Source organism: Ruegeria sp. AP12 (assembly GCF_056540025.1).
The window spans coordinates 663,253-679,125 of sequence record NZ_JBQFVZ010000001.1 but is presented as its reverse complement, the minus strand read 5'-3'; the positions used below and the strand labels follow the sequence as shown (position 1 = coordinate 679,125).

Here is a 15,873-nt window from a genome sequence, read left to right as displayed (position 1 = left end):
CCTGAAATCTTTGAATGACAGATGGCCCGATAGGGGTCAATTGAATTGTCTTAACTGTTGGTCTGGGGCAAGATAAGCACATGAAAACACTTGTTGCCCTGCTGGTTCCCCTGATGGCGCTCAGCGCCTGTGGCCCCCTGTCTTTGTATTATCGCGAGGGTGAGAGCGTCTCGCGCATGCAGACGGAAACCACCCAGTGTCAGGTTCAGGCCCTCAAGGATGCGCCGGTTGCCAATCAGATCCGGCAAAGCCCGCCGGTCTATTGGCCCGGTCGGACCTATTGCGACGGGCGCGGCAGGTGCTACCGCTCACCCGGATGGTGGGAGCCGGGAAATGTCTACACGGTGGATGTCAACAAACCCCTACGCAACAAGGTCGAGGCGCAGTGCATGGCGCAAAAGGGCTATCGCCCGGTCAGCCTGCCGCCCTGCAAATCGGGCGTGAAATCCAGCGTGCCACTTGCCCGCACAACCACCCTGCCCCCGCTGACCACGCAATCCTGTTTTGTAAAGTTCGATGACGGATCATTCCAGATCATCTCGCCCGGTCAATCAGGTTGAACCTTGCGCCGCGCGTCGGCGGGACAAGGCCAGATGCGCAAAAATGGCTAACGCGTAGATACCAATCACGGTGATCAGCATTCCGGCCTCATCAACCCGCCACAGAACGGCCAGCAAAACCGGCGTGCCCAGCAGGTTGCCCGCATTCCCCATCTGCGCCATGGCCCCGTAGCTGAGCGCCTGCGTCTCGGCGGTTTGGTTCAGGATCGGCACGGCGGCAAAACTGCCCCCTTGCACAAGACCCAGAACCGCAAACAGCAGGACGCAGACAATTTCCAGCGGCAGGCCGAGGAAACCGCCAGCAATGGACAGTATACCCAGCCCAAACCCCAGATTAATCACGGCAACACACGGCATCACGTTCAGCAGAAATGGCACGGCCACCCAGCTGAGCACGATCCCCGCCAGCGGCATCAGCCCGGCAATCTGACCGCTTGTCTCTTCGGGCAGACGGCCCGGCAGGATGGCAAGCAAGGACACAAAGGTCAGCGTGTAAAAGAACCACCCGACGGCTGGCGCGGACACGAAAGGCGACCGGTAGGTGCGCAGATGGACATGCAGCACCTCGCTCCACCGCCACGGCACTGTTGGCGAGGCGGGTTGCACGGGCAACCGAGTTATCAGGATCAACGCCGCGACCCCGATCATCAGAAAACCGTGCAGCAGGAAGAACGCAGTCAGCCCAAACCGCTCGATCAAAGGCAGCCCGAGCCACGCATTCAGCGCAAAGGCTACGCCAAAGAAAGTGCTCCACAGCACCATGGCCATGTTCCGCGCCTTGCCGCTGGTGATCTGCGCGATCAGCGATGGGGCGGCGACGACGATTGCCAGATGCGACAGACCCTCGACAAACCGGCTGGCCAACATGACGTAAAACCCGGGCCATGTTGCCTGAAACACTGAAATCGCACCCCCAAGACACAGGCCGAAGGTCAGCAGCTTCAATGGCCCCACCCGACCCACGATTGCCCCGGACACGGCCCCTAGCACGGCACCGAGCAGGCTGATGATCGACAGCAGCCAACCCATCGTCTCCGCGTGATCGGGATACAGCTGCAAAAGCTGGGGGAACGGCACCGCGATCTTGGCAAACTGCGTCGCCGCGCCCAGCCCGGCCAGCCAGAGCAGAAGGACTTGAAAAGCTTGTGTCATACGCCGCTTCTACAGCGCCCGATCAGACCACGGAACGCATAAATTATGCGGCCCTAATGTCTGGACCCGCTGACCAGACGCACCGGTGTTCCATCAGACAGATACAGACGTTCCCAGATGATCTCTCCGGCGCTGATGCGGATGCGGTCATGGACAGCCTCAGACGTCTGAAACGCCTTTGGCGCAGGCGTGTGCATGTCCCACCAGCCGTCGGCGTCCAGTTCGGCCTCGGCCTGCTGAATTTCTTCCGTAGCAAATTGCCAGAGTGATACGCCCAGCAGAGCGTTTTGGCTGGTCTTCCAATCCCGTGCCCGGCTGGCGGAATAGGCAAGGCATTTATGGCTGGCCTCTTCAACCAGATGCAGACAGTCGGACGAGGTCATGACCAGCCGCCGCAAGGCGCTGTTATCCGCACGTGCAGGCCCTAGCGCGGCAAACACAGCCTGCTGAGTGTCCGGCGGCGGGGTTTGCCCGCCCCGCTCCCACCTTGAAACGGTGGCCTGATCCACCTGCAGCAACTCGGCCAGATGAGATTGCTTGTACCCGACCGACCGGCGCAACCGTTTCAGGCGTTTGTCAAAGCCGGGGTACCCGCGTGTTTCAAGCCTGTTCCCTGATGTCAGAACGCTCATGGCCAGCACAGCCTTTCCGGTACATCACTCCGCCGGTTCCGGCTCATCGATTTGCGCCACGCGTGCACCGGATTTGTTCGAGGTCACAACGCCCAGCGATTTCAGCTTGCGGTGCAGCGCGCTGCGCTCCATCCCGACAAAGCTGGCGGTGCGGCTGATATTGCCGCCGAAGCGATTGATCTGGGTCAGCAGATATTCACGCTCGAACGCTTCACGCGCTTCACGCAAAGGCAAGGTCGCCAGCGCACCGGACAGGACAACACGGCCCGACTCTTCGGCCTTATCCTCGTCGCTCGGCAATTCTCGAGCTTCAATCGGCCCGGTGCCATCGCCCAGAATCAGCACCCGTTCGATCAGGTTCTTCAACTGGCGCACATTGCCCGGCCAGGTCATGGTTTGCAGCAGCGCGACGGCCTCTTCCGACAATTCGCGGATCGGCAGACCTTGGGTTTCGTTGCACATTTCGATGAAGTGCTGGGCCAGGACCGGAATATCCTCGCGCCGGTCTTCCAGCGACGGCACCGCAATCGGCACGACGTTCAGGCGGTGATACAGTTCCTCCCGGAAGCGTTCGGCCGCAATCTCGTCGTCCAGATCCTTGTTCGTAGACGAGATCACGCGCAAATCGACCCGCACCTTGTCGCTGCCACCAACCCGCTGGAATTGTTGATCGACCAGCACCCGCAGGATTTTCGACTGCGTGCCCAGCGGCATATCGGCGACCTCATCAAAGTAGATCACACCGCCATGAGCCTCTTCCAGCAAGCCCGAATCCACCCCGCGTTCCGAGGATTCGCGGCCAAACAGAACCTCCTCGACCCGCTCCGGCTCGATCCCCGCGCAGTTGACGGTCACAAACGGCGCGTTGGCGCGGTTGGAATGGGCGTGGATATAGCGCGCGGCGATTTCCTTGCCCGACCCGGCCGGGCCGCTCAGCATCACGCGGCCGTTCGACTTGGTGACCTTGTCCAATTGGCCCTGCATCGCCCGGAACGAGGCCGACTTGCCGATCATGTCCGAATTGCTGACCTCTTTGCGCTTGAGCGAGGCATTCTCGCGACGCAGGCGCGAGGTCTCCATCGCACGGCGGATCACCACCATCAACTGGTCAATGTTAAAGGGCTTTTCGATAAAGTCATACGCACCCTGCTTGATCGCGGCGACCGCGATCTCGATATTGCCGTGGCCCGAAATGATCACCACCGGCACATCCGGGTTGTCGCGTTTGACCGCCTTCAGAATGTCGATCCCGTCCATGCGGCTGTCTTTCAGCCAGATATCCAGGATCAACAGCCCCGGCGGTTCGGCATTGATCGACGACATGCACTCGTCCGAGTTTGCCGCCAGCCGTGTGGAATAGCCTTCGTCCTCCAGAATGTCGGACACCAGCTCGCGAATATCGCGTTCGTCATCTACGATAAGAATGTCGCTCATCTTTGGCCTGCTTTCAGTTTGTTGGTTTTAATCGCCTGCTTCTGTGGCGCTGAATTGGTGGGCAGATTCGCCCCCGGCAAACGGATCACGGCCATCGCGCCAAAATGGTCCTGTCCGTCGAATACGGGCGCGTCTTCAAGCGTCAGCGCTCCGCCATGTTCTTCGATAATTTTCTTGACGATGGGCAGGCCCAGCCCGGTCCCTTCGTCGCGTGTGGTCACATAGGGTTCAAACAACCGCGCCCGGTCTTCGGGCAGACCGATACCGTTGTCCGCAATGGTGATGATCGTACCCGCGTCATCGTCGGAAACGGCCACCTTGATCTGTGGTTTCAGGTTTTCAGGCGCGCCTTTTTCCTTCAAGGTATCAATGGCTTCGCCTGCGTTCTTGATCAGGTTTGTGAGCGCCTGATTGAGCATGGTCGCATCCAGATCCGCCGAGATTGGTTGATCTGGCAAATCCGCATCGATCTGCACGGTTGGCTGCCCGGCCTGCTGCAGCAACACAGCCTCGCGCACCAAGGCGACAACATCTTCTTCGCGCCGTTCCGGCTCGGGCATACGTGCGAATTTCGAAAACTCGTCCACAATCCGCCGCAAGTCGTTGGTCTGCCGCACAATCACGTCGGTCATCGACTCGAGGCTATCGCAATCCTCTTCGTCCAGTTTGCGCGAGAATTTGCGTTTGATCCGCTCGGCGCTCAGCTGGATCGGGGTCAGCGGGTTCTTGATCTCGTGCGCGATCCGCCGGGCCACGTCGCCCCAGGCGGCCATCCGCTGCGCACTGACCAGATCGGTGACGTCATCAAAGGCCACAACATAGCCTTCTAATCCGCCATCCTCACCCCGCCGGGTGGCCATGCGGACCAGAAGGTTCTCCAACTGCCCCTTGCGAGTCACTTTAATTTCGCCCTGCACAGCCTCTTGCCCGCTGTCCTTCAGGCTCTCGAACAGAGGCAAAAACTCAGGCACCGCAATACCGATGGCCAGATGCTGGTCGCCGCGGGACCAGTCCAACAAGCGTTCGGCTGAACGGTTGACGAAGGTCACGCACCCATCCGGGTCTACCCCGACAACGCCCGATGTCACCGAGCTTAGCACCGAGTCGAACAGGCGGCGGCGGCTTTCAATCTGGCGCGTGTTTTCCAGCAGCGTGTCGCGCTGGCCCTTCAACTGTCGGGTCATCTGGTTGAAATACCGCCCCAGCATGGCGATTTCGTCGTCGCTGGCCTCTTCGATCACCTGAACGCTCAGGTCGCCCGCGCCGACGCGCTGCGCGGCGGTTGTCAGACGTCCCACGGGGCGCGAGAGACGCTCGGCAAACCACATGCCCAGGGACATGGCCGCAAGGATCAGGATCAGCGCAAAGCCCAGATACAAAAGACCAAATTCGAACAGCACCCGTCCCCGTTCGCTTTCAAGCTGTTGGTAGAACTGCGCCGTTTCCTTGGTGTCGTCCAGCAGGGTCAGCAACTGACCGTCCACTTCGCGGCTGACATAGAGATACCGGTCCAGATAGGCCTGCAAGGGCACAAGTGCGCGGAATTCATTGTTTTCCCAATCGGCGATGATCAGAAGGCCATCATCCGTGGCCTCGATCATCTGCTCGGGCGTCGGGGCTTCGTAGTTGAACAGGTAAGACCGATCCCCGCGCGAGCGGATCTCACCACTGCCATCGATCACATAGGCCTCGCGCAGGCCGCGCTGGATCTGGGATTGCCCCTGCGCCAGAACCTCGCGCAGTTCTGCGTCCGAGATGTAGAAATCGCGCGAGCGGGCATTGTCGAGATAAAGCGCCAGAACAGCCGCGTCCTGTGTCAGCCCTTGGCGGTGTTCAAGTTCATACGCTTCGGCTGCGGTCAGGGATGAGCCTACAACCTGCCGCACACGGTCCGAGAACCAGCCCTCAAGGCCGATATTCACCGTCAGCCCTGCAAAAATCGCCACGGTGACTGTGGGCACCAGCGCCAGCAGCGTAAAGGCCCCGATCAGACGCAAATGCAGGCGAGAGCCTGCCGATTTCGCCCGTCGCGCCGCGATCAGGCTGCCCAACTGGCTCAGCACAAGGGCCGCGACAACCAGCACGTATACCAGATCTGCAAGAAGAATCAGACGCAATGTCGGAGCGGTCGCCCCCAGATCAAACGGACCAATGACAAGATAGGTTGCAAGCGCCAAGGCAGGTCCTAGAAGAACCAGCCCCAAGGTGCCGAAATTGCGCAGTTTTCGGGATTTTCGCCATCGACTAATCGATGGGATCATCCCGCTCTGTGCTCGGGTTGCCACCGTCTGCCCTCATTCTGATGTGTCGCTTGCGCGACGAACCGCCATATGTCGTGGTCGTTGCCTAGGCGATACCCGGATGCCACGCTTTGTGTGGCGATATTACATCAGTTTGCGACGGCGTGTCACCTGAATATCGAGGTCTGTAATCTTTTTCCGCAGCGTATTGCGGTTGATTCCCAGCAAATCCGCGCATTTCGCCTGATTTCCACCGGTCGCTTCCAGCGCGATTTCGATCAGCGGGGCCTCAACCTCGCGCAGGATACGCTGGTACAGGCCCGGAGGCGGCAGCATGTTGCCGTGCAGGTCGAAATACCGCCGCAGGTGCCGCTCAACGGACGTGGACAGCTTCTCGCGCTCGCCCCCGCCGAGAACCGGTTCGGCCTCGGGCTGACTGCCAAGCACCATCTCGACCTCAGCCTTGGAAATCTCGTCCGCGCGGCTTGTCAGGCTCAGACGTCGGATCGCGTTTTCCAACTGCCGTACGTTGCCGGGCCAGGAATAACGCCGGACCAGTTCCACCGCATCAGTGCTGAGCCAGCGTTTGGCGCCGCTGTCACGTTCTTCGCGGGCCAGAAAGTGCTCGGCTAGCAGGGTGATGTCATCGACCCGCTCGCGCAGGGCTGGCACATGAATCGTAGCGCCGCACAGGCGGTAATACAGGTCCTGCCGAATGCGACCGCTTTCCATTCCGTCGGTCAGGTCCGACTGGCTGGTGGCCATAAAGCGCGGCACGTGTTCGCCCGGCGTGTCCATCATCCGCACGATCCGGGCCTGAATCTCGTCATCGATGTCAGCAATCTCATCGATCAGCAGCGTGCCGCCGCGCACACGCGCCATGACGCGCGCGGGTCCCTCAAGATCACGCAAATCGGCTGCGGTTGCGGTGACAAAGGGCAAGGTACGCCGGTCCGAAAAGTCATGAATGGCGCGCGCGATCAGGGACTTACCGGTCCCACTTTCACCAGAAATCATCACCGACAGATCGGTATTCATCACCCGCGCCACCAAACGATACAGCGACTGCATGACCGGGGTGCGCCCAACAAGGGGCAACTCATCGGGGCGGTCGCTTTGTTCGGTTTCAGGCTCGGTATGCAGGCGCTGTTTCTGCTCCAACGCGCGCGCGGTGCGCTTCATCAGATCGGGCAGATCGAAGGGCTTTGGCAGGTAATCATAGGCATCCGCCTCGGCCGCCTGAATCGCCGTCATGATGGTGTTCTGGGCCGAGATCACGATGACCGGCAATCCGGGCCGGTCCTGAGCGATTTTCGGCAGCATTTCCAGACCGTTCCCATCCGGCATGACCACGTCCGAGATCACAACATCCCCCTTGCCCTCGCCCACCCAGCGCATCAGCGTGGTCAGCGAAGAGGTGGCGTGCACCTTGCATCCAGCCCGCGTCAGGGCCTGGGTCAGAACAGTGCGGATCGTGCGGTCGTCATCTGCGACCAGAACGGTGCCATCCATCAGGTGCTCTCCTTCGATATGCTCTCTGCCGGTGCGCGGCGCAGCGACAGTTTAAAGACGGTGCGTCCCGGAACGGAATCGGCTGAAATCCAGCCGTCATGGTCCGAGATGATCTTGCTGACCAATGCCAGCCCCAGTCCGGTCCCGTTTTCCTTGCCAGACACAAAAGGGTCGAAAATATCGCTGCGGATTTTCTCTGGCAGGCCCGGCCCGTCATCGATGATTTCGATCTGCAGGGGCAGCGAATGGCCCGAGCCATCACTGCGGCGCAGCCGGAACGAATGTTCGAAATAGGTGCGCAGGCGAATTGTGCCACCGTCCGGCCCTGCGGCCTCGGAGGCGTTCTTCAGCAGGTTCAGAACCACTTGCAGGATCTGGTCGGGATCCCCAAAGGCCAGCGGCAGGGACGGATCGTAATCCTCGATAATGGTCATGTCCGCACCGAACCCCAGCAAGGCCGAACGGCGGGCGCGGTCCAGAACATCGTGAATATTGACCGGTTTGAAGTCAGGTTGCTGCAGGTTTCCAAACTGCTCAACCTGTTCCAGCAACTTCACGATCCGGCGGCTTTCTGCGACGATAAGATCTGTAAGTTCAAGATCTTGCGGCGGGATATTCATGCTGAGAAGTTGTGCCGCCCCGGTGATACCGGCCAGAGGGTTCTTGATCTCGTGCGCCAGCATCTCGGCCATGCCAATCGCTGCTTGGGCGGCGGATTTGACGGTATTGCCACGTGTCATGCGCCCGGCCAGTTCGCGGGGCGAGATGATCATGATCATCGATCCCGGATGCCCGACCAAAGGCGCGATTTGAAGCGCGCATTGCAACGGCGCGCGGTTGCCCGAGCCTGCATCCACATCATTGACGAACAAGGGCGTGCCGTGCTGGCGGGCGCGCAGAAACGCCTCTTCCAGCGGGGCATCCACGGCGATCTGATCCCAGACCGGCTCACCAATCACCGCTTTGCGCGAGGCATTCAGAAACCCCTCACCCGAGGAATTCACGTCGGCAATCCGATCCTCGGCATCAATGATAAAGGCCGGAACCGGCAGCGAGTTCCAGATGCTTTGATCCGAGGTCATGCCGCCACCTCTGCCGTGCCGTTCAAGGCATCGCCCAGCAGGCGCAGGACCTCGTCTGTATCCCGTGAGGTCAGAACCGCCCGGCGCAACGGCGCGGGTGTTCCGGCCTCATCCATGTACCAGCCAAGATGTTTGCGCGCGACGCGCAGGCCCAGATCGGCGCCATAGAAACCCAGCATCGCCTGATAATGCGAACGCACCATGTCGATCAGATCAGCACCTTCCGGGATTGCAGGGGCATCGGTGCCGTAAACCTCATGGCAGATCTGCGCCAGCAGCCAGGGTTTTCCCTGCGCCCCGCGCCCGACCATGACACCGTCAGCGCCGGAATGGTCCAGCGCCGTACGCGCCGCTTTGGTGTCAACAATATCGCCATTTGCGATGACGGGGATCGAGACCGCCTCTTTCACCGCGCGGATCGCCTGCCAATCGGCCCGACCCTTGTAGAACTGACAGCGCGTACGCCCGTGGATCGTAACCATCTGAACGCCCGCCCCTTCGGCCCGGCGCGCCACATCCGGCGCGTTCAGCAGCGCATCGTCCCAACCCAACCGTGTTTTCAGGGTGACGGGCACGTCCACGGCCTCGACCACCGCCTCGATCAGCGTCAGCGCGTGATCGGGCGTTTTCAGCAGGGCCGAGCCGGAATAGCCATTTGTGACCTTCTTGGCCGGGCAGCCCATGTTGATGTCGATCACCCGCGCGCCGCGGTCCGCGACCTGACGGGCGGCCTCGGCCATCCAATGTGCCTCACGCCCGGCAAGCTGGACGGCGGTGTTTTCCACGTCCGCAGACAATTCGGCCCGTTCGCGCACGCCCGGCTTGGCCTGCACCATCTCCTGACTGGCGACCATTTCGCTGACGACCATTCCGGCCCCAAAGCGCATCACCAGATCGCGAAAGGGCCGGTCCGTGATTCCGGCCATTGGGGCCAGTAACACCGGCGGGTTCAGGGTTTTGTCAGCAAGATGCAGGGTCAACGTGCCTAATCCTTGAGCATTTGGGGTTTTGATATCGAATTCCGCGCATATGAACAACAAAACGGCGGGTCACAAGCCTGCAAAATCATCACTTGCCTATTTTTTAATCACGTTAACGCGGGTGATTGCCTCTGCATTCACCGCCCCCTAAACAATGGCGAGAACCACGGAAGGCCGAGCCCCAAATGACAACCGCCGCCATCATCGTCGCCGCCGGACGCGGAACCCGCGCCGGAGGGGGTGCGCCGAAGCAATGGCGCACGCTGGGCGATCGCACAGTGGCAGACTGGACCATCGCCAGGTTTCGCGGTCAGGTCGATCAGATCGTTCTGGTGCTTTCGCCCGACGACGACGCGGCGTGGGCGGCATATCGAACCAGTGGCCTGACCCTGACCGCAGGCGGCAATGACCGGTCCGAATCCGTGCGCAACGGGTTGGCGGCGTTGGCGGACCAAGGCGTCACCCGCGTTCTGATCCACGATGTCGCCCGCCCCTGCGTGGCGGAAAACACTATTCGAAACGTGTTGGAGGCTCTGACCTCGGCCAAGGCCGCTGCACCGGGTCTGGCGGTCACGGACGCGCTTTGGACCGGGGCGGATGGTTCGGTTACTGGCACGCAGGACCGCACGGGCCTGTTTGCGGCGCAAACCCCGCAGGGGTTTGATTACGAGGCGATCACCGAAGCACATGCCGCCCATCCCGGCGGCGCAGCGGATGATGTCGAGGTCGCGCGCGCCGCAGGGCTGGACGTGACCATCGTGCCGGGCGACCCGGATAATATCAAAATCACACGACCCGAGGATTTTGCCCGGGCAGAACGCATATTGGGGCTGGATATGGATGTAAGGCTGGGCAACGGCTATGACGTGCACCGCTTTGGCGAGGGGGATCACGTAATCCTGTGCGGCGTGAAAATCCCGCATGAGCGTGGGTTGCAGGGCCATTCGGATGCGGATGTGGGCATGCACGCGGTGACGGATGCGATCTATGGCGCACTGGCGCAGGGCGACATCGGGCAGCATTTTCCGCCATCTGACCCGCAGTGGAAGGGGGCCGACAGCGAGATCTTTCTGCGCCACGCCGTCGAACTGGCCGGGCAAATGGGCTATCGCATCTCGAACGCCGATTGCACGCTGGTCTGCGAATACCCCAAGATCGGACCCCATGCGCAGGCGATGCGGGAAGAGATGTCCAGAATCATGGGTTTGCAGGTCGGTCAGGTCTCGGTCAAGGCCACCACATCCGAGCGTCTGGGCTTTACCGGGCGCAGTGAGGGCATCGCCGCTTTGGCCACCGCCTGTCTGGTGAAGGCATGAACGCCGCGCGCCTGATCGGAACCGTCTGTGGCGTGGGCCACCTGCGTCCGGCTCCGGGGACCTGGGGATCGCTGGCCGCCCAGCCCCTGGCCTGGCTGTTGCACACATTGGGTGGCTTTCCGCTGCTGGCCATTGCCACCGTTGCGACCTTTATCGCAGGCGTGTGGGCAACGCGCGTGATGACCGCTGGTCAGGACGATCACGACCCGTCGGAAATCGTGATTGATGAGGTCGCGGGCCAGTTCATCGCGCTCTGGGCCGTGTCCTATCCGGCCTGGGCGCACGGGATTGAGATCACGGCGCTCTGGCCCGGTTGGATTGCGGGTTTCCTGCTGTTCAGGTTGTTCGACATCACCAAACCCGGCCCCGTCGGCTGGGCCGACCGGCGCAATGACGCGATGGGCGTGATGCTGGACGATGTGATCGCCGGGGTGTTCGCTGCGATTGGCGTCGCGGTTCTGGCCGGTATCGCACATGGGGTTCTGGGGCTGTGACCGCCGCCGCCCTGCTTGATCTGGCAAAGGCACGCGGCGTCATGATCGCCACGGCCGAAAGCTGCACCGGAGGTATGGTGGCCGCCGCCCTGACCGATATTCCCGGCAGTTCCGCCGTGGTCGAACGCGGGTTTGTGACCTACACCAACCAATCCAAGCAGGACTTGCTGGGTGTGCGCCCTGACACTCTGGACGCCTACGGCGCAGTGTCCGAAGAGGTCGCCCGCGAAATGGCCGAAGGCGCGCTGCGCAACTCGCAGGCGCAATTGGCCGTATCGGTCACCGGCATCGCAGGCCCCGGCGGATCCGAGTTCAAGCCCGAGGGGCGCGTGTGCTTTGGGCTGGCCGGTGACGGGCTGGAAACCTGCACCGAAACCGTCGAATTCGGTGCTTTGGGACGGGACCATGTGCGCAAAGCGGCGCGGGATCATGCGCTGGCCCTGCTGCATCAGGCCTTTTCCTAAACCGCCCGTTTTTCAGGCATTCGCCCGCAACGGATGCAAAAACTGTCATCAGTTGAACAAAAGACGCCAAATTAGGCGCATATTTCCACCCCTGCCTCTTTTTTCCTCACCTCGCCTCCGCTTCAACGCCCCGCACAATCACTCACACGGCTCCGACCTGCCCAGATGGGCGTCCCGGAGCATCCGCAGGGAAAAGGAGACCGGCCCATGAACGGAGCCGACACAGCCTGGATCATCGTTGCAACCGCACTGGTCCTGTTCATGACACTACCGGGGCTTGCCCTGTTCTATGGCGGCCTTGTACGCGCCCGCAACGTGCTGAGCGTTTTCATGCACTGTTTCAGCATCGCCTGCCTGATGAGCGTTCTTTGGCTGGTCGCCGGGTATTCCATCGCCTTCGGCCCCGGTGAAAGCGGGCTGTGGGGCGGTTTGGGCAAAGCTTTCCTGAGCGGCGTCGATGTGGACAGCCTTGCAGGCACCCTGCCCGAGATTCTGTTCTTCGCCTTTCAGATGACCTTTGCCATCATCACACCCGCGCTGATCGTCGGCGCGTATGTGGAACGCGTGGGCTTTGGCTTTGTCCTGACTTTCTCGGCGCTGTGGATGTTGCTGTGCTATGCGCCGGTGGTGCACTGGATCTGGGGCGGCGGGATGCTGGCCGATGGTGGAATTCTGGGTGAGATCGGCGTGCGCGACTTTGCGGGCGGCATCGTTGTCCACGAAACCGCCGGTCTGGCCGCGCTGATCATCGCTGTCATCCTCGGACCGCGTCGCAACCGCACGACACCGCCGCACAATCCGGGCTTTGTTATGGTCGGTGCCGCGATGCTGTGGGTCGGCTGGTTCGGCTTCAACGGCGGTTCGCAACTGGCCGCTGACGGAGGGGCCGCGATGGCCATGACCGTCACACATCTGTCCGCCGCCACCGCCTCGCTGACTTGGGCGCTGTGGGAGAAGATCCGCTTTGGCAAAGCCTCGATGGTCGGTCTGGTGACCGGCACCATCGCGGGTCTGGCCTCGATCACGCCGGCCTCGGGCTTTGTCGGCCCGGTTCAGGCGCTGATCATCGGCGCTGTGGCAGGCATCCTGTGCCAGGAGGCCGTGTTCGTGATCCGCAACAAGCTGAATATCGACGACACGCTGGACGTGTTCGCGGTGCACGGGGTTGGCGGCATCTTTGGCACCCTGATGATTGCACTGTTCGGTCTGGGCACCTGGACCGCGCAACTGGGCGGGCTGGTGATCGTGGGTGTCTTTACGTCAGTTGTCACGATTGTATTGGTCAAGGTGGTTGCACTGATCACCCCACTTCGCGTAGACGCCGAGACCGAAACAAACGGGCTCGATCTGTCGGTACACGGCGAGCGGGCCTATGACATGAGCAGCTAAGCCCACCTTGGCATGCTCTGCCCGTAAGGGCCTAAGCGGACCTCTTGGGGGTCCGCTTTTCTTTTTTCACCCCCTCGACTCCGGCCAAAGGGTCAGGCTATCAGCCCGCAACGCGTTTTCAGCCCAGAGGTTTGCACCATGATCCCCAGCTCATTCCCCGATAGCACCGAAATCGCCCGCCTGACCGCGCGGATGCTGCTGGAGATCAAGGCCGTGCACTTCAACTCGCGCGAGCCGTTCACGCTGGCCTCTGGCCTGCCCAGCCCGACCTATATCGACTGCCGCAAGCTGATCTCATACCCCCGCATCCGCTCGACCCTGATGGATTTCCTGACCGTCACTGTGATGCGTGAGGCTGGGTTCGAGGCGTTCGACAATATCGCAGGCGGCGAGACGGCGGGCATCCCCTTTGCCGCAATGGTGGCCGAGCGTATGGCGTTGCCAATGACCTATGTGCGCAAGAAACCCAAGGGCTACGGCCGCAACGCCCGGATCGAAGGCGCGATGAGCGAAGGGGAACGCGTGCTGCTGGTCGAGGACCTGACCACCGATGGCGGCAGCAAGCTGTCCTTTGTCGATGCGATCCGCGAAACTGGTGCATCCTGTGGGCATACGGCAGTCATTTTCTACTACGGAATTTTTCCCGAGACAGAAAAGACGCTGGGCGATCATGGCGTGAAGCTGCACAGCCTTTGCACATGGTGGGATGTTCTGGCCGAAGCCAAGGCGCAAAAGGCCTTTGACGAAGAGACCCTTAGCGGCGTCGAAGCCTTCCTGAACGACCCGCGCGGCTGGCAGGAAGCGAACAAAAGCTGACGTCGCGAAATCTGTTTTCTAAACGGAAACAGTGGCAGGTCGGCGGACTTAATCCGCACAATATGTTGACGTCCGGCCCCCTCATGCTTCAAGATGATGGGGCCCGGAGATATTCACAGCATATCCCCAGAAAACATACAATTTGCCCCGACTCGCAGGGCTAAGCTATGGACCTTGTCCCAAGGGACGGTGAGAGCAGCAATGAACGAGATCAGCAGTATCGAGCAGGCAGCGGCACAGATTCAGAATGCCGAAACCATGCCGCATTCCATTGAGGCCGAACAGCAGCTTCTGGGTGCAATCCTGACCAATAACGACCTCTATGACCGGGTCGCCTCGATCATCGGGGCCGAGCATTTCTATGACCCGGTCCATGCCCGCATCTATGAGGTCGCGGCCAACCGTATCGCCAAGAATGCGCTGGCCTCGCCCGTGACGCTGAAATCCTTCATGGCCGAGGATGAGGGCCTGAAGGAACTGGGCGGTCCCGCCTATCTGGTCAAGCTGGCGGGCGCGTCGATCAGTGCCTTTGCGGTGCATGACTATGCTCAGATGATTTATGACCTCGCCATCCGGCGCGAGCTGATCCGGCTGGGCCGGGACATCTCGGACAAGGCGGCGCGGGTTGATGTGTCCAGCGAGCCGAAAGAACAGATCGTCGAGGCCGAGCAACAGCTTTATCAGCTATCCGAGCAGGGCCAGACCGAACAGGGGTTTCAATCCTTCCTCAAGGCGGTCACAGAAGCCGTTAACGTCACCAACGAGGCTTACCAGCGCGGTGGCGGTATGGCGGGGATTTCCACCGGTCTGGCCGATCTCGACAAGCAGTTGGGCGGGTTGCACCCATCCGACCTGATCATTCTGGCGGGGCGCCCGTCGATGGGGAAAACCTCATTGGCGACCAACGTGGCGTTCAACGTGGCCAAAGCCTACAAGCGCGGGCTGAAACCGGATGGCACCGAGGGCGCAATTGACGGCGGTGTGGTTGGGTTCTTCTCGCTTGAAATGAGCGCCGAGCAGTTGGCGGGCCGGGTTCTGGCCGAGGCGTCCGAAATCTCAAGCCACAAGATCCGTCAGGGCGACATGACCGAGGCCGAGTTCCGCCGTTTCGTCGATGCCGCGAAAGAGTTGGAAGCCTGCCCGCTGTTCATCGACGACACCCCTGCCCTGCCCATCTCTCAGCTTGCCGCCCGCGCACGGCGGTTAAAGCGGACGCATGGGCTGGACCTGCTGGTGATCGACTATCTGCAACTGTGCCGCGGCATGGCCGACAACCGCGTCAACGAAATCGCCGAGATTTCGATGGGCATGAAAGCCATCGCCAAAGAGTTGAACATCCCGGTGATCGCCCTGTCCCAGCTATCGCGTCAGGTCGAAAACCGCGATGACAAACGCCCGCAACTGTCCGACCTGCGGGAATCGGGCTCGATCGAACAGGACGCCGATGTGGTGATGTTTGTGTTCCGCGAGGAATATTACAAGGAGCGCGAAAAGCCCGGCGATCACGAGCTGGAAAAGATGGAAGAGTGGAAGCAGGCCATGGAACGCCTGCATGGCAAGGCCGAGGTTATCGTCGGCAAGCAACGCCACGGCCCCATCGGCACGGTCGAGTTGTCGTTTGAGGCGCAGTTCACGCGCTTTGGCAATCTGGTCAAACCCTGGCAACAGGGCGGCGAGATCGAAGGGTACTGACCCAAGCTGGTGCCGGGCACCCCTGTCCTACGGGGAGAATGCCGTTTCCTCTCACCTGTACGGCAGGCTGGGTATGGGGCTAAATAGAGGCCATGCTCTGAAAAGGACGC

At 61.1% G+C, this 15,873-nt stretch carries 14 protein-coding genes; 7 read left to right on the top strand and 7 right to left on the bottom strand.

The features are described from left to right. Positions 1-80: 80 nt before the first annotated feature. Positions 81-560 (top strand): hypothetical protein, encoded by a 480-nt coding sequence (locus ACR0E6_RS03460; RefSeq protein ID WP_480580946.1) that lies wholly within the window; start codon positions 81-83, stop codon positions 558-560. On the opposite strand, the gene ACR0E6_RS03455 is transcribed toward ACR0E6_RS03460, so the two are convergent. From ACR0E6_RS03455 to dusB, 7 genes are all read right to left on the bottom strand, one after another. Further along, positions 552-1,712, bottom strand: coding sequence for an MFS transporter (locus tag ACR0E6_RS03455; RefSeq protein WP_480580944.1), 1,161 nt, complete (start codon positions 1,710-1,712; stop codon positions 552-554). The genes ACR0E6_RS03460 and ACR0E6_RS03455 overlap by 9 nt on opposite strands. Positions 1,713-1,765: 53 nt before the next feature. Beyond that, on the bottom strand, positions 1,766-2,344 hold the full coding sequence (locus ACR0E6_RS03450) for a helix-turn-helix domain-containing protein (protein WP_480580942.1): 579 nt from the start codon (positions 2,342-2,344) through the stop codon (positions 1,766-1,768). Between the two features lie 24 nt (positions 2,345-2,368). Next, positions 2,369-3,778 carry a nitrogen assimilation response regulator NtrX gene (gene ntrX, locus ACR0E6_RS03445; RefSeq protein ID WP_480580940.1) on the bottom strand — a complete coding sequence of 470 codons (1,410 nt, stop codon included), beginning with the start codon at positions 3,776-3,778 and terminating at the stop codon, positions 2,369-2,371. After that, positions 3,775-6,039 (bottom strand): sensor histidine kinase NtrY-like, encoded by a 2,265-nt coding sequence (locus ACR0E6_RS03440; protein WP_480580938.1) that lies wholly within the window; start codon positions 6,037-6,039, stop codon positions 3,775-3,777. Before ACR0E6_RS03440 ends, ntrX begins: the two co-directional genes overlap by 4 nt. Before the next feature lie 123 nt (positions 6,040-6,162). Then, positions 6,163-7,530, bottom strand: a complete 1,368-nt coding sequence (locus ACR0E6_RS03435; protein ID WP_480580936.1) for a response regulator — start codon at positions 7,528-7,530, stop codon at positions 6,163-6,165. Further along, the gene (locus ACR0E6_RS03430; RefSeq protein WP_480580934.1) at positions 7,530-8,612 is read right to left on the bottom strand and encodes a two-component system sensor histidine kinase NtrB; all 1,083 of its coding nucleotides are present in this window, start codon (positions 8,610-8,612) and stop codon (positions 7,530-7,532) included. Before ACR0E6_RS03430 ends, ACR0E6_RS03435 begins: the two co-directional genes overlap by 1 nt. Further along, positions 8,609-9,592 carry a tRNA dihydrouridine synthase DusB gene (dusB, locus tag ACR0E6_RS03425; protein ID WP_480580932.1) on the bottom strand — a complete coding sequence of 328 codons (984 nt, stop codon included), beginning with the start codon at positions 9,590-9,592 and terminating at the stop codon, positions 8,609-8,611. The genes ACR0E6_RS03430 and dusB overlap by 4 nt, the downstream gene beginning before the upstream one ends. 185 nt (positions 9,593-9,777) lie before the next feature. Here dusB and ACR0E6_RS03420 point away from each other — a divergent pair, with 185 nt between their 5' ends. The 6 genes from ACR0E6_RS03420 (at position 9,778) to ACR0E6_RS03395 (ending at position 15,763) form a co-directional block, all read left to right on the top strand. Continuing rightward, complete coding sequence (locus tag ACR0E6_RS03420; RefSeq protein WP_170621891.1) at positions 9,778-10,908, top strand: bifunctional 2-C-methyl-D-erythritol 4-phosphate cytidylyltransferase/2-C-methyl-D-erythritol 2,4-cyclodiphosphate synthase; 1,131 nt, start codon at positions 9,778-9,780, stop codon at positions 10,906-10,908. Further along, the gene (locus ACR0E6_RS03415; protein ID WP_480580930.1) at positions 10,905-11,402 is read left to right on the top strand and encodes a phosphatidylglycerophosphatase A family protein; all 498 of its coding nucleotides are present in this window, start codon (positions 10,905-10,907) and stop codon (positions 11,400-11,402) included. Before ACR0E6_RS03420 ends, ACR0E6_RS03415 begins: the two co-directional genes overlap by 4 nt. After that, positions 11,399-11,866: a CinA family protein gene (locus ACR0E6_RS03410; protein ID WP_480580928.1), complete on the top strand. Its 468-nt coding sequence runs from the start codon at positions 11,399-11,401 to the stop codon at positions 11,864-11,866. Before ACR0E6_RS03415 ends, ACR0E6_RS03410 begins: the two co-directional genes overlap by 4 nt. A 207-nt stretch (positions 11,867-12,073) precedes the next feature. Continuing rightward, positions 12,074-13,255 carry an ammonium transporter gene (locus tag ACR0E6_RS03405; protein WP_480580925.1) on the top strand — a complete coding sequence of 394 codons (1,182 nt, stop codon included), beginning with the start codon at positions 12,074-12,076 and terminating at the stop codon, positions 13,253-13,255. Between the two features lie 138 nt (positions 13,256-13,393). Further along, complete coding sequence (locus ACR0E6_RS03400) at positions 13,394-14,071, top strand: orotate phosphoribosyltransferase (protein ID WP_480580923.1); 678 nt, start codon at positions 13,394-13,396, stop codon at positions 14,069-14,071. Positions 14,072-14,272: 201 nt separating this feature from the next. Further along, positions 14,273-15,763 (top strand): replicative DNA helicase, encoded by a 1,491-nt coding sequence (locus tag ACR0E6_RS03395; RefSeq protein ID WP_170450230.1) that lies wholly within the window; start codon positions 14,273-14,275, stop codon positions 15,761-15,763. The last annotated feature ends 110 nt before the right edge of the window (positions 15,764-15,873 follow it).

Coding starts and splice junctions, on each gene's coding strand:
- ACR0E6_RS03460 (WP_480580946.1), top strand. CDS start 81: ATGAAAACACTTGTTGCCCTGCTGGTTCCCCTGATGGCGCTCAGCGCC.
- ACR0E6_RS03455 (WP_480580944.1), bottom strand. CDS start 1,712: ATGACACAAGCTTTTCAAGTCCTTCTGCTCTGGCTGGCCGGGCTGGGC.
- ACR0E6_RS03450 (WP_480580942.1), bottom strand. CDS start 2,344: ATGAGCGTTCTGACATCAGGGAACAGGCTTGAAACACGCGGGTACCCC.
- ntrX (WP_480580940.1), bottom strand. CDS start 3,778: ATGAGCGACATTCTTATCGTAGATGACGAACGCGATATTCGCGAGCTG.
- ACR0E6_RS03440 (WP_480580938.1), bottom strand. CDS start 6,039: ATGATCCCATCGATTAGTCGATGGCGAAAATCCCGAAAACTGCGCAAT.
- ACR0E6_RS03435 (WP_480580936.1), bottom strand. CDS start 7,530: ATGGATGGCACCGTTCTGGTCGCAGATGACGACCGCACGATCCGCACT.
- ACR0E6_RS03430 (WP_480580934.1), bottom strand. CDS start 8,612: ATGACCTCGGATCAAAGCATCTGGAACTCGCTGCCGGTTCCGGCCTTT.
- ACR0E6_RS03420 (WP_170621891.1), top strand. CDS start 9,778: ATGACAACCGCCGCCATCATCGTCGCCGCCGGACGCGGAACCCGCGCC.
- ACR0E6_RS03415 (WP_480580930.1), top strand. CDS start 10,905: ATGAACGCCGCGCGCCTGATCGGAACCGTCTGTGGCGTGGGCCACCTG.
- ACR0E6_RS03405 (WP_480580925.1), top strand. CDS start 12,074: ATGAACGGAGCCGACACAGCCTGGATCATCGTTGCAACCGCACTGGTC.
- ACR0E6_RS03400 (WP_480580923.1), top strand. CDS start 13,394: ATGATCCCCAGCTCATTCCCCGATAGCACCGAAATCGCCCGCCTGACC.
- ACR0E6_RS03395 (WP_170450230.1), top strand. CDS start 14,273: ATGAACGAGATCAGCAGTATCGAGCAGGCAGCGGCACAGATTCAGAAT.